The following is a 12,920-nucleotide window of genomic DNA, read 5'->3' on the forward strand; positions in this document are numbered from 1 at the left end:
CGTGCCGGGACGGTGGGAGTCCCGAGGTCGATCAGTCGGAGGTTCTCGGCGATAGAGGGCAGAGCTTCCCCTCCTCGGAAGGGCCGAACCCGTCCCCGTCAGATAACCCCGGCGGTCCACTCCACGATATCGGTGAAAGCCTCGCCGGCGGCCTGGTCGAGCGCGGCGATGGCGTCGGTCGCGGTGTCGGTGCGGGCAGGAACGCGGGCCTCGAAGAGCTTGGTCGCACGCACCTTGCCGGTGCGGTCGTCGAGCAGCTTGACGCCGAGCGCGACATGGGCGGAGCGGCCGCCCGCGACGTCGAGCTCGAAGGCGCGGATGTCGACGATCACCTGGTAGTCGATCGCCAGACTCTGGCCGGGCGTGCCGACCGCCTTCGCCTTGCCGGAGTTCTCGAAGGCGCGGACAAGCTTGGTCTGCACCAGCGCCGGCAGGTCGTCGCTCCAGGTGGACTTCGGGTAGTAGGCGATCTGCGCCGGCGTCGGACGGACCACCACGCGGTTGGTCGCCAGCGCCTCGAGCGCCGACGGCGTCGGCACCAGCAGCTGTGCCGACGTTCGCCCGCCGATGCCGTTGAAGGTTTCCGGCGCGCGGATGTCGAAGATGTCGGCCGGCGATCCCCCGCCGAGCGAGGCGCAAGCCGACAGGAACGCGGCCGCGGTCAGCGCCGCCGCAGCGCGCAGGAGCCCGGACGGGCGGAGAGAGGCAACTCTGACGGTCACGCGGGATCTCCTCATCTGCGGCGCGGCGAGTATTCGGGAACGCCCTCGCCGCCGAAGATGAACTGCTGGGGGTTCTGCTCGATGCCCGACAGCACCCGGTCCAGGCGGCCAAGCGCGCGACGGCCGTCCTCGGCCAGCTGCACGATGCCGTTGAGGCCGCGGTCGGAGAAGCGGGCGACGTTGCTGGTGATCGGACCGACCTGTGCGTTGAGCGTGTCGGCGACCGAGCGGATCGACTTCAGCGTCTCGGTCGCCTCGGCGATCAGGCCGCTGCCGTCACCCTCCACATAGGCGTCGATTTTCTGGAGCACGCCATCTGCCCGCGCCGCGATGCCGTTCAGCTGGGCGACGAGATCGCGAGCCTCGGTGATCGTGCGGTTCACGTCGCCGTTGCGCTCGTCGATGGTGGCGCCCAGCCGGCGCAGGCTTTCCGACGCCGACTTCACGTCGCCGAGGATGGCGTCCACCTGCGGCCCGTAGGCGTCGAGTCGATCGGCGAAGGCCGCCACGTCGTCAACGGTGGACTGGACCTTGGCGGTGTCGACCACCCCGATCAGCTCGCCGGCCTTGGTGAAGGTGTCCTGCACGGAGGAGACCACGTTGCCGACCGTCGTCGACACGTCGGAGAGGTTCTGCGTTGCGACGTCGACGGAGGCGACGATCTCCTCCACCCGCTTCGGATCGACCGAGGCGAGAAGTTCGTCGGCCCGCCGAGACGCCGAGCCGATGTCGGCGGAGGTCTGCCGGAGGTTGGCGACCAGCGTGCGGACCTCCTCCGGATCGAGCGCCTCGATCACGCCGTTCGCCTTGGCGACGGTTTCGTTGAGGGTGCGCGCCGCATCCGAGACGTTGCGGACGGCCTCATTGATGGTGTTCGGATCGATGCCGTCGGCCACCGTCTCCGCCCGCGCCATGACGCGGTCGAGCCGTTCCGCCGACTGGGTCAGCTGGTCGACCACCTGCGCCACCTTGGCCGGGTCGACCGCGTTGAGGATCTCCTCGACACGCTGGGCGGAACCCTTGATCTCGCCGGAGATGTCGCCGAGGGCGGCAGCCGCCTTGGACACGTTCTCCAGCGTGCCGGAAACCTGGTCGGAGTTGTCCGAGAGCGCCTTGGTGAAGCTCTGCACGTTGCGCACGGTCTGGCTCACCGACGGACGGTTCTCCGTGACGAACTCGTCGATGGCCGTCATTGCGCTGTCGGCCTTGGTGAGCACGTTGCGCGCGCTTTCCAGGATGTCCTGGAACGGCGACACCTCCGCCTCGATGGTCGGGATCCCCTCAGGACCGGCCGAATCGACCAGCAGCGGCGCGTTCTTCGACCCGCCGGCCAGCTGCAGGTTCGCGACCCCGGTGAGGCCCTGGTAGGAGAGCGTCGCGCGGGTGTCGGTGCGGATCGGCTTGGTGCGGTCCACCCGGATGATCGCGATCACCGTGTTCGGGTCGTTCTGGTCGAGCGAGAGATCGGCCACCTCGCCGATCTTGATGCCGTTGAAGAGCACCGCCGACCCGGTGTTGAGCCCGGTCACCGCTTCGCTGAAGACGACGCGGATCTCGGCCTGGCGCGCACGCTCGCCGGCGTTGGTGAGCCAGAACAGGAATCCGAGCCCCGCCATCAGCATGACGAGGACGAAAAGACCGATCGCCGCGTAGTTCGCCCGTGATTCCATCGCTTCTGAAAACCTACTCGATCTTGAGGCGCTCGGCGCGCGTCCCGTTGAAATACGCGTCCACCCAGGGGTGGTCGACCGTCTTCAGCTCCGCGAAGGTGCCGTCCACCAGCACCCGCTTGTTGCCGAGCACGGCGATGCGGTCTGTCACCTCCAGGAGGCTGTCGAGATCGTGCGTCACCATGAAGACCGTGAGCCCGAGCGTGTCGCGCAGGCTCTCGATCAGGGTGTCGAAATCGGCGGCGCCGATCGGATCGAGGCCGGCGGTGGGCTCGTCCAGGAACACGATGTCCGGGTCGAGCGCCAGGGCACGCGCCAGCGAGGCGCGCTTGATCATGCCGCCCGAGAGTTCGGAGGGATACTTGTCTGCAGCGTCCGGCGGCAGCCCGACCAGCTCGATCTTGAGCCGCGACAACTCGTCGACGAGGGCGGGCGTCAGCTTCAGGTGCTCGCGCATCGGAACGCCGACGTTCTGCGCCACTGTCAGCGAGGAGAACAGCGCGCCCTGCTGGAACAGCACGCCCCAGCGCCGGCCGATCCGGTTGCGCTCGGCCGGGCTCGCGGCGTCGAGGTCCTGCCCGAACACCTCCACCGTGCCGGCACGGCGGGCGTTGAGGCCGATGATGGTGCGCATCAGCACCGACTTGCCGGTGCCCGACCCGCCGACCACGCCGAGGATCTCGCCGCGGTAGACGTCGATGTCGAGGTCCTCCAGGATCAGCTTGTCGCCGAAACCCACCGTGAGGCCGCGGCCGCGGATCACCACCTCGCGGTCGGTGCGGCGTTCGGCGGCGGGACTGTCGAGCACCGTCTCCATGCCGGTCAGATCCCCAGCGCCGCAAAGAACATGGCGAACATGCCGTCCATGACGACCACCATGAAGATCGCCTTCACCACCGAGGCGGTGGTGTGCTCGCCGAGGCTCTCCGCCGATCCCTTGACCTTCATGCCCTCCACGCAGGCCATGAAGCCGATCACCATCGCCATGAACGGCGCCTTGACGATGCCGACCAGCACATAGGAGACGTCGAGCGCCTCCTTGATGCGCAGGAGGAATGTGTCGGTCGGGATGCCGATGTAGAAGAGCACGACCACCCAGGCACCGGCGAGCGCGGCGAGGTCGGCCACCAGCGCCAGGATGGGCAGCGAGATCACCAGCGCCAGGATGCGCGGCACCACCAGCACGTCCACCGGCGATACCCCGAGCACGGTCAGCGCGTCGATCTCCTCGCGCATCTTCATCGAGCCGATCTCGGCCGTGAACGCGGACCCGGACCGGCCCGCGACCATGATCGCGGTCAGCAGCACGCCGATCTCGCGGCAGACCAGCACGGCGACGAGGTCGACGACGAACAGCTCGGCACCGAACGAACGGAAGTAGAAGGCCCCCTGCTGGGCGATGATCATGCCGATCAGGAAGCTCATCAGAGCGATGATCGGCACCGCCTGGAAGCCGGCGCGGTCGATGTGGTTGACGAACGCCGGCCAGCGCATCCGCCGCTTCCACATCAGCGTGCCGGAGAAGGCGACCAGGAATTCGCCGAGCATGGTCGTGACGGCGCGCAGATCCGCGAGCACGAGCGCCGCGCCGCGTCCCACCAGGGACAGGAACTGGATTACCGGGTTGACCGGCGCGGGCTCCGGCGGGGCGGTGCGCTGGGTCTTCTCCACCGCCGCGATCAGCGATCGCTGGCCTTCCGAGAAGCCGGCGAGCTCGACGGCGGCACCGCTCTCGGTCAGCCGCCGCCGGGTGCGCTCCACCAGCCAAGCGCCCGCGGTATCGAATTTCTCGAGGCCGGAACCGTCGATGACGACCGGGCCGGAGGGGGCCTGCGCGGTCTCCGCATCGAGCCGGTCTTCCAGGTCCGCCGCGGTTTCCACCGACCATTCGCCGGACAGCCGCACGCGCAGACCCGCCCGCTCCGACTGGACGTCGATCGGGGTCTGGGCATCCGCGGACGGTGCGGTCTGGTCGAGGGTCGTCTCCGCCATGGCGTCCCTATCGGCGTGCGCTCAAGTCCCCCGTCTTGTCGCCCGCTCGCCCTCTTCGTATAGCGTGGTTCGCGTCCGTGTCGATCACAAGCCGTTCATCCGCCTCGCCGAACGGCGCCGGCTCGGCGCATTATCCCGCCGACGTGGCGGAAAGGCTGCACTCGGGAGTTCGACGATGCTACGACGGCTGACCGCAACCGTGGAGCGCTGGCCGATCGCCGGCACCTTCACCATCGCGCGCGGATCGAAGACCGAGGCCGTGGTGGTCGTCGCCACGATCACCGACAGCAGCCACACCGGCCGCGGCGAGTGCGTGCCCTACGCCCGCTACGGCGAGACGGTCGACGGCGTCCTGGCCGCCATCGACCAGGTGCGGCCGATGATCATGGCCGGCGCGAGCCGCCAGGAACTGCTGGCGCTGATGCCGGCCGGCGCCGCCCGCAATGCGATCGACTGCGCGCTGATCGACCTGGAGGCCAAGGCGAGCGGCATGCCGGCCGCGACGCTGGTCGGCCTCGCAGCGCCCGAACCGCGCATCACCGCCTTCACGCTGTCGCTCGGAACGCCGGACGTCATGCGCGCGGCCGCCGAAGCCGCCAGTGACCGGCCGATCCTGAAGATCAAGCTCGGCGGCGGGCCGGAGGACATCGCCCGGCTGCAGGCGGTGCGCGCCGGGGCGCCGGATGCGGAGATCGTCGTCGACGCCAACGAGGGCTGGACGGTGGAGACCTTCCCTGCCGCGATGGAGGCCTGCGCCGCGGCCGGCGTGACGCTGATCGAGCAGCCCCTGCCCGCCGGCGACGACGGCTGGCTGGAGGGCAAGCGATTTCCTGTGCCGCTCTGCGCCGACGAGAGCGCCCATCTGACCCCCGATGTGCCGCGGCTGGCGCGGCGCTATCAGGCCGTCAACATCAAGCTCGACAAGACCGGCGGGCTGACCGAGGCGCTCCGGATGGCCAAAGCCGCCGACGACGCTGGCCTCGCCGTCATGGTCGGCTGCATGGTGGCGACGTCGCTTGCCATGGCGCCGGCCATGCTGCTGGCCCAGACCGCGAAGTGGGTGGACCTCGACGGCCCGCTTCTGCTGGCCCGCGACCGCGAGCCGGGGCTGCACTACGAGGGCAGCACGGTCTATCCGCCGGGCGCGGAGGTCTGGGGGTGAGTGTCGGCGCGGTCGACGTCACGCCGCCCGGGCTTCCGATCCGGCGAGGGTCGGAAGCCGCGAGGCGCCGCTGCGGGTGATCGCCAGGATCACCACGCCGATGGCGGCGAACACCGACATCGCGCCGAAGGCGTCGTCGCCGATCCGCTCCCAGAGCCGGCCGCTGACGGCGGTGGCCGCAGCCATGGCGAAGCCGAGCAGGATGACGTAGGTGCCCTGCGCGGACGCCGCGCGCTGCTCCGGCACCGTCTCCTTGATGAAGCGCATGATGCCGATATGGCCGATGGCGAACGAGCCGGCGTGGCCGATCTGGATCAGAAGCGTCGGGATCGCGCCCGCATCGACGGTGAAGAGCCCCCATCGCACCACGCCGATCAGCCCGCCGATGAAGATCAGCGTGGTCGGCTTGATGGCCTGGGGAAGACGGCTGGCATAGGCGAACAGGATGATCTCGGCGACGACGCCGACCGCCCAGAAGCAGCCGATCAGGAACTCGTCATAGCCGCGCAGCTGCCAGGTGATGGTGGCGAAGCCGTAGAGCGCCGCGTGGCTCGACTGGACGAAGCCGCCCGCGAGCAGAACCGCCAGGAACGCCGGCTTGCGCAGGATCGTCAGTGAGGCGGCATCCTGGACCGTGGGCATCGGGCCCGGCCGCGGCAGCAGAAAGGTGGCGAAGGCGGCGGCGGAGAAACCGATCATCATCAGCGTGTAGATCGCCGGGACGCCGAAATGGTCGAGCGCAGCGCCGCCGATCAGGTTGCCGCCGATGAAGCTCACCGAGCCCCAGAGCCGCATCTTGCCGTAGTCGCCCTGCCCCCGGCGCTCCAGCGACATGGCGATCGTGTCGGTGAGCGGGCCGTGCGAATAGCTGAGGATCAGGATGACGAGCGAAACGGCGACGATGGCCGTCGGATCGGTCAGCGGCCCGAGCGCCACCACCGCCGAGGTGATCAGCAGCATCAGCACCAGCATCAGCACCCGCCGGTCCGGCATCCGGTCGGCGAACGCGGTGATCACCGGCATGGAGAACACGCGCAGCATGAACGGCAGCCCGACCACCAGCGCGATCTCCTCGCCGCTGAGGCCGCGGTCCCGCAGGAACACGGGGAAATAGGGAAGGACGATGCCGTTGACGAAAAAGCTCACGGCGAAATAGGTCGCCATCAAAAGCGCTGGCGACAGGCGCGCAGAACCGATTGTCACGGACGCGACCCGCTATAAACTGAATCTAGAAGGAATCACTGGTAGTTTGGGGCCTCTTGCGTCCATAGAAGCGCGGGCGGGTTAATAACTCATCCGGTCTCGGCGGGCGCGCCAAACTGAATATCATGGGGTTTGCGGCGAAACCATGAGCGACTCCGATCAAGTACCGGTGAGCCTAGAATCGGACTACGAGGCGATCGAACTGGCCGTCATGGAGACGGCCAAGGGCCGTTGGTTCCTGGCCGAGTATGCGCGCCGTCATCGCGCTGCCGACACGACGTTGGTCCTTGATGCCATCGCTGGCCTCGAGAAGAAGCTGCGGCGCACCGCCCGTCCGGACATCGACCGCATCCGCCTCGACATCGGCGAGATGAAGGACGCGATCGAGCGCACCAAGAACGAAATCGCCCAGATCAAGCACGACCAGAACGATTCCAGCCGCTTCGATCGCGCCTCCAACGAACTCGACGCCATCGTCAGCCAGACCGAGGCGGCGACCTCGGAGATCCTGACCTCCGCCGAGAAGATCCAGGAGATCGCCTGGACCATGCGCGAGGGCGGCATCGAGCCGGAGATCTGCGACGCGCTGGAAGGCCTGACCACCACGATCTACATGTCCTGCTCGTTCCAGGACCTGACCGGCCAGCGCACCCAGAAGGTCGTGCATGTGCTGCGCTACCTGGAGACGCGTATCGACGCGATGATCGAGATCTGGGGCATGGACGCCGACGCGGAGGCTGAAAAGGCCGATGCCCCGGCCGCCGGCCCGCTGATGGAGATCTCCCGCTCCGAGCAGGGCGATGAGGCCGGTGTGGTATCGCGCCGGGTGGCCGACGGCCTGGACTCCCGTCCGGACGCCCACCTGCTGAACGGCCCCGCGCTGGAAGGTGAAGGGGTCGACCAGAGCGAAGTCGACCACCTGATGTTCGATTCCATCGACGATGCGGAGGCCGAAGCCGAAGAGGACACCGGGTCCGTCTCGGATGCGGACGCCTTCTCCGGCTTCGACCCGATCGACCTGTCGGACGACGCGGCCGCCTTCGAGGAGGCCGATGCCGACCTGCTCGCGGAAGTCGCCGCCACCGAGGCGGAGTTGGAAGAAGCGCCGCTCGACGCTGCCGAAGTCGTCACCGACATGGACGAGCCGGACATCGCTGACTCTGTTGAAGCTGAAGAATCCGCCGACCCCTCCGAGGCCGAGGTGATCAGCCGCGCGACCGAGGCGATGGAAGAGGCGATCGAGACGCTGCAGAAGGTGAGCGAAGCGGTAAGGCCGGAACCGGCACCCGCTTCTGATGCGGCCGATCCGCTCGCCACCATGTCGCGCGCCGAACGGCAGGCCCTGTTCAGCTGAGCGTCAAGGCGCGGGCGAGCACCGCGTCATCCACGTTGCCGCCGGAGAGCAGCGCGACCACGGTCCGCCCCCGAGTCTCCACACGGCCCGCCAGCAGCGCAGCCAGCGCGACAGCCCCGCCCGGCTCCGCCACCAGCTTGGCCTCGCGCGCGGCGAAAGCAACGGCCCGCAGCGCCTCCTCGTCGGTGACGGCGAAACCATCGGCAACCCGGCGGCTGCCGATCGCAAAGCCGATCGAACCCGGCGAATTCGCCATCAGCGCGTCGCAGAGCGAGCCGGACAGCCGCTCGTTCGTCACGGGATGACCGGCGGCGAGCGATCGGGCATAGTCGTCGAACTCCGCCGGCTCGACCGCATGGATCCGTGTTGCCGGCGAGGCTTCCTCTAGCGCCGCCGCGATGCCGGCGATCAACCCGCCACCGGACACGCAGACGAGCACGTCGTCGGCCTTGAGGCCCATGCGGTGGAGGTCGCCTACGATCTCCAGGCCGATGGTGCCCTGTCCGGCGATCACACCCGCGTCGTTGTAGGGGTGGACGAAGGTCGCCCCGGTCCTCTGGCAGATCGAGAGAGCGATGGCGTCGCGGTCTTCCGTGGCACGGTTGTAGAGCACTACTTCCGCGCCGAAAGCCCGGGTGCGGGCGATCTTCATCGCCGGGGCGTCAGCCGGCATCACGATGGTGGCCGACATGCCGAGAATCCGTGCCGCCTCGGCGACGCCTTGCGCGTGGTTGCCCGACGAGCAGGCCACCACGCCGAACCGCCGCTCGTCAGCGGGGATCTGCGACAGCCGGTTGTACGCGCCCCGGAACTTGAACGAGCCGGTTCGCTGCAGGTTCTCCGGCTTCAGGAACGCCCGGTCGCCGTTGGGCAGGGTGATCGCGACGAGCGGCGTGTGCACGGCCTGACCGCGAATGCGGTCGGCGGCGGCGCAAACGTCGGCGTTGGTCGGCGGTTGGGTGAAATCCATGGGCGGGGACTCGAAGGGGCTGCGGAGTACGGAGACCCTTCCTACTCCGCCGCCGCGCTTTCCTCCAGCCGTTCCCCGTTGGCGATCCGCACGTTGCGGAGAAACTGGGACGCGCTCCGCGCCCAGGTGTAGTCGAGCGCATGCGCCCGCGCCGCCACCCGCGACAGCGTCAGCGCCTTCATGCTGGCGGCGCGTAGGTCCTCGTCGAGCGCGCCGCAGGGCGCATCGCCGATGATGTCGAGCGGGCCCATCACCGGATAGGCCGCGACCGGCACGCCAGAGGCGAGCGCCTCCAGGATCACGTTGCCGAAGGTGTCGGTGCGGCTCGGAAACACGAAGACGTCGGCGGACGCATAGTGGCGAGCGAGATCCTCGCCGAACTTCGCCCCGGTGAACACGGCATCGGGAAACCGCCGCTGCAGGCTTTCCCGCTGCGGCCCGTCGCCGACGATGACCTTGGTGCCAGGCAGGTCCAGCGCCAGGAAGGCCTCCAGGTTCTTCTCCACCGAGACCCGACCGACGTTCATGAAGATGGGTCGCGGCAGGTCGAGTACCGACTGCGACAAGGGACGCGGGCGGTAGAGGTCGGCATCGATGCCGCGCGACCAGCGCATCAGGTTGCGGAAGCCGCGGTCGGTGAGCTCGCGGGCAAGCGTGTCGGTCGCCACCATGCAGCCCGCGCCGGCGTTGTGGAACGTGCGAACAAGGCCGTAGAGCCAGCTTTCCGGCACTGGCACGCGCGCGGAGACATACTCCGGAAACCGCGTGTGATAGCTGGTCGTGAACGGCATGCCCCGTTCCATGCACCAGCGCCGGGCCCGGATGCCGAGCGGGCCTTCCGTGGCGATGTGCACGTAGGACGGCTGGCTCTTCTCGATCGCCTTCGACACCGTCCGGTAGCTTGCAAGCGCCAGCCGGATCTCCGGATAGGTCGGGCACGGGATGGTGCGGAACAGCTCCGGCGTCACCATGAAGACCGACGCGCCCATGGCGACGAGTTCCTGGTTGGTCCGCTCGATCGAGCGTACGACGCCGTTGACCTGTGGGTGCCAGGCATCCGTGACGATGGTGATCCGGGTCATTCGGCCGCCTGGGCGATCGGCGCCGGCAGCGGCAGCACCTCGGTGGAGAGTCGCGTCCAGCGCAGGATTTCCAGCCGCCCGTCGTGGTGTTCGGCGACGGCGGTGCAGCTTTCAACCCAATCGCCCGTGTTGACGTAGGTGAGGCCGAACCGATCGTGCATCGCGGCGTGGTGGATGTGGCCGCAGATCACCCCGTCCACCCCGTGCCGCCGGGCCTCACCGGTCAGCGCCTGCTCGAAGGCGCCGATGAAGTTCACCGCGTTCTTGACCCTGAGCTTCGCCCACGCCGACAGCGACCAGTAGGGAAAGCCGAGGAATCGGCGGATCTTGTTCAGCACCGTGTTGAGGTTGAGCGCGAAGACGTAGGCCCAGTCGCCGAAGTGGGCGAGCCACTTGGCATGGCGCACCACCACGTCGAACTGATCGCCGTGGATCACCAGAAACCGCCGGCCGTCGGCGGTCTCGTGGATGGCGGTGTCCGTCACCTCGATGCCGCCGAAGTGGGTGCCGAGGTAGCCGCGCAGGAATTCGTCGTGGTTGCCGGGGAGATAAACGATCCGGGCGCCCTTGCGACCCTTGCGCAGCAGCTTCTGCACCACGTCGTTGTGCGTCTGGCTCCAGTACCAGGACTTCTTCAGTCTCCACCCATCGACGATGTCGCCCACAAGGTAGATCGTCTCCGCGTCATGCACGCGGATGAAGTCGAGCAAGAGATCCGCCTGGCATCCGCGCGTACCCAGATGCACGTCGGACAGGAACAGCGATCTGAAATGGCGAGTATCGGACGTGTCGGTCACCGCTGGAAACGTCGAGCGGCTGCGATCACCACCCGCCTTCTGCTGAAGATCAGGCGTGGAATAGGCGATTCAGGTCTCAGGATTGTGACGGATTGCGGTTAAGGCCCGATCGCACCGGACTTTGCCTCATTTCCCCTAGCCACTACGCCTTTCGACTCATATGATCCGCGCGCCCGCGCACCCCCCTCCCGGGAGCCAAGTCATGACCCAAGCCGTAGACGCCCTGTTCGAGAAGCTCGGCAAGCATCGCCACGACCTGGAGGGTCGGCCGATGCGGGCGCTCTTCGCGGAGGACCCGGCGCGCTTCGACCGCTTCCAGGCCCGCCTCGGCGACCTCCTGCTCGACTATTCCAAGAACCGCGTGACGGAGGAGACCATGCGCCTCCTCGTCGACCTCGCGCGCGCGGCCGGCGTGGAAGAGCGCCGCGACGCCATGTTCGGCGGCGCGGTGATCAACGTCACGGAGAAGCGCTCCGTGCTCCACGTGGCGCTGCGCAACCGCGCCAACACGCCGGTATTGGTCGACGGCAAAGACGTGATGCCCGACGTCAACGACGTGCTGGCCCGCATCAAGGACTTCGCCGAGGGCGTCCGCTCCGGCCGCATCGCAGCGGCCAACGGCGCGCGCTTCACCGACGTCGTCAACATCGGCATCGGCGGCTCCGACCTCGGCCCGGCGATGGTGACGCTGGCGCTCTCGCCCTATTCCGGCGGCGGCCCGCGCCTGCACTACGTCTCCAACGTGGACGGCGCCCACATCGCCGATACGCTGGCGCTGCTGGACCCCGCGACGACGCTCTTCATTATCGCCTCGAAGACCTTCACCACGTCGGAGACGATGACCAACGCCGAGACGGCACGTGCCTGGGTGAAGCAGCACCTCGGCGAGGCGGCGGTCGGCGCGCACTTCTGCGCGGTCTCCACCGCCCTCGACAAGGTCGCCGCCTTCGGCATCGATGTGTCGCGCGCCTTCGGCTTCTGGGACTGGGTGGGCGGCCGATACTCCGTCTGGTCGGCGATCGGCCTGCCGGTGGCGATCGCGGTCGGCTTCGAGAACTTCGAGGACTTCCTTTCCGGCGCCCACGAGATGGACCGCCACTTCGCCGAGGCTCCGCTGGAGCAGAACCTGCCCGTCATCATGGCGCTGCTCGGCGTCTGGTACCGCAACGCCTGGGGCTTCTCCACCCACGCGGTGCTGCCCTACGACCAGCGCCTCGCCCGCTTCGCCGCCTACCTGCAGCAGCTCGACATGGAGTCGAACGGCAAGGGCGTGACAGTCGAGGGCAAGCCCGTGCCGCGCGCCACCGGGCCGATCGTCTGGGGCGAGCCCGGCACCAACGGCCAGCACGCCTTCTATCAGCTGATCCACCAAGGCACGGACGTCATCCCGGCCGACTTCCTGGTCGCCGCCGTGCCGCACGAGCAGCTCTCCGACCACCACGCCAAGCTGGTCGCCAACGCCCTCGCCCAGACCGAGGCGCTGATGCGCGGCAAGACGCTGGACGAGGCGATCGGCGAACTGCGCAAGGCCGGCAAGTCGGACGCCGACATCGCCGCCCTCGCCCCGCACAAGGTGTTCCCCGGAAACCGGCCCACCAACACCCTGATGTACCGCACGCTCGACCCGAGGACGCTTGGCCGGCTGATCGCGCTCTACGAGCACAAGGTCTTCGTCCAGGGCACGATCTGGAACATCAACTCCTACGACCAGTGGGGCGTAGAGCTCGGCAAGGAACTGGCGACCCGCCTGCTTCCCGTGCTGAAGGGCGAAGCGGAGCCCTCCCCCGACCAGGACGCGTCGACCCGCGGCCTCGCTGCAACATTCAAAGCGCTTTCGGCATCCTGAGCGCCGCCGCCGAACAAATTCGTTCGACGCGCGAAATAAGTGGTGTATGGAAAAACCACGAGACGGCTTCCCCCTCCGGCTCATCGTGGCGAATGTTCCGGGCGCTCAGGTGCGCCCTCGAC

11 protein-coding genes are annotated in these 12,920 nt (G+C 68.2%); 3 read left to right on the plus strand and 8 right to left on the minus strand.

What is annotated here, in order from left to right; genetic code table 11:
- Positions 1 to 98: 98 nt before the first annotated feature.
- The 4 genes from HZ321_RS10885 to HZ321_RS10900 are packed head-to-tail and all read right to left on the minus strand — an operon-like array spanning position 99 to position 4,384.
- On the minus strand, positions 99 to 722 hold the full coding sequence (locus HZ321_RS10885; RefSeq protein ID WP_181702328.1) for an ABC-type transport auxiliary lipoprotein family protein: 624 nt from the start codon (positions 720 to 722) through the stop codon (positions 99 to 101).
- Between the two features lie 11 nt (positions 723 to 733).
- Positions 734 to 2,392 carry an MlaD family protein gene (locus HZ321_RS10890; RefSeq protein WP_181702330.1) on the minus strand — a complete coding sequence of 553 codons (1,659 nt, stop codon included), beginning with the start codon at positions 2,390 to 2,392 and terminating at the stop codon, positions 734 to 736.
- Between the two features lie 13 nt (positions 2,393 to 2,405).
- Entirely contained in the window at positions 2,406 to 3,209 is an 804-nt protein-coding gene (locus HZ321_RS10895; protein ID WP_181702331.1) for an ABC transporter ATP-binding protein, read from the minus strand.
- A 5-nt stretch (positions 3,210 to 3,214) separates the two neighbouring features.
- Entirely contained in the window at positions 3,215 to 4,384 is a 1,170-nt protein-coding gene (locus HZ321_RS10900; RefSeq protein WP_181702333.1) for an ABC transporter permease, read from the minus strand.
- A 175-nt stretch (positions 4,385 to 4,559) separates the two neighbouring features.
- On the opposite strand from HZ321_RS10900, the gene dgcA reads away from it, so the two are divergent.
- The gene (dgcA, locus tag HZ321_RS10905; protein WP_181702335.1) at positions 4,560 to 5,546 is read left to right on the plus strand and encodes an N-acetyl-D-Glu racemase DgcA; all 987 of its coding nucleotides are present in this window, start codon (positions 4,560 to 4,562) and stop codon (positions 5,544 to 5,546) included.
- Positions 5,547 to 5,564: 18 nt separating this feature from the next.
- Here the strand turns inward: dgcA and HZ321_RS10910 are convergent, their stop codons facing one another.
- Positions 5,565 to 6,749 (minus strand): MFS transporter, encoded by a 1,185-nt coding sequence (locus HZ321_RS10910; RefSeq protein ID WP_181702337.1) that lies wholly within the window; start codon positions 6,747 to 6,749, stop codon positions 5,565 to 5,567.
- 145 nt (positions 6,750 to 6,894) lie between these two features.
- Here HZ321_RS10910 and HZ321_RS10915 point away from each other — a divergent pair, with 145 nt between their 5' ends.
- Positions 6,895 to 8,103: a chemotaxis protein gene (locus tag HZ321_RS10915; protein ID WP_181702339.1), complete on the plus strand. Its 1,209-nt coding sequence runs from the start codon at positions 6,895 to 6,897 to the stop codon at positions 8,101 to 8,103.
- On the opposite strand, the gene HZ321_RS10920 is transcribed toward HZ321_RS10915, so the two are convergent.
- From HZ321_RS10920 to HZ321_RS10930, 3 genes are read right to left on the minus strand one after another with little or no spacing between them, the layout of a single operon-like run.
- On the minus strand, positions 8,096 to 9,073 hold the full coding sequence (locus HZ321_RS10920; RefSeq protein ID WP_181702340.1) for a threonine ammonia-lyase: 978 nt from the start codon (positions 9,071 to 9,073) through the stop codon (positions 8,096 to 8,098). The two genes, HZ321_RS10915 and HZ321_RS10920, sit on opposite strands and share 8 nt — an antisense overlap.
- Positions 9,074 to 9,114: 41 nt before the next feature.
- On the minus strand, positions 9,115 to 10,155 hold the full coding sequence (locus tag HZ321_RS10925; protein ID WP_181702342.1) for a glycosyltransferase family 4 protein: 1,041 nt from the start codon (positions 10,153 to 10,155) through the stop codon (positions 9,115 to 9,117).
- A complete protein-coding gene (locus tag HZ321_RS10930; RefSeq protein ID WP_181702344.1) occupies positions 10,152 to 10,952 on the minus strand; it encodes a metallophosphoesterase in 801 nt (266 codons plus the stop codon). Before HZ321_RS10930 ends, HZ321_RS10925 begins: the two co-directional genes overlap by 4 nt.
- Before the next feature lie 202 nt (positions 10,953 to 11,154).
- Between HZ321_RS10930 and pgi the strand changes: the two genes are divergently transcribed.
- A complete protein-coding gene (pgi, locus tag HZ321_RS10935; protein WP_181702346.1) occupies positions 11,155 to 12,798 on the plus strand; it encodes a glucose-6-phosphate isomerase in 1,644 nt (547 codons plus the stop codon).
- The last annotated feature ends 122 nt before the right edge of the window (positions 12,799 to 12,920 follow it).

This window comes from Chthonobacter albigriseus (assembly GCF_013839445.1).
Classification (GTDB): domain Bacteria; phylum Pseudomonadota; class Alphaproteobacteria; order Rhizobiales; family Pleomorphomonadaceae; genus Chthonobacter; species Chthonobacter albigriseus.

Bases quoted from the DNA above. Each gene is read 5' to 3' on its own strand.
- HZ321_RS10890 (WP_181702330.1), bottom strand. From the start codon at position 2,392: ATGGAATCACGGGCGAACTACGCGGCGATCGGTCTTTTCGTCCTCGTC.
- HZ321_RS10895 (WP_181702331.1), bottom strand. From the start codon at position 3,209: ATGGAGACGGTGCTCGACAGTCCCGCCGCCGAACGCCGCACCGACCGC.
- HZ321_RS10900 (WP_181702333.1), bottom strand. From the start codon at position 4,384: ATGGCGGAGACGACCCTCGACCAGACCGCACCGTCCGCGGATGCCCAG.
- dgcA (WP_181702335.1), top strand. From the start codon at position 4,560: ATGCTACGACGGCTGACCGCAACCGTGGAGCGCTGGCCGATCGCCGGC.
- HZ321_RS10915 (WP_181702339.1), top strand. From the start codon at position 6,895: ATGAGCGACTCCGATCAAGTACCGGTGAGCCTAGAATCGGACTACGAG.
- HZ321_RS10920 (WP_181702340.1), bottom strand. From the start codon at position 9,073: ATGGATTTCACCCAACCGCCGACCAACGCCGACGTTTGCGCCGCCGCC.
- HZ321_RS10925 (WP_181702342.1), bottom strand. From the start codon at position 10,155: ATGACCCGGATCACCATCGTCACGGATGCCTGGCACCCACAGGTCAAC.
- pgi (WP_181702346.1), top strand. From the start codon at position 11,155: ATGACCCAAGCCGTAGACGCCCTGTTCGAGAAGCTCGGCAAGCATCGC.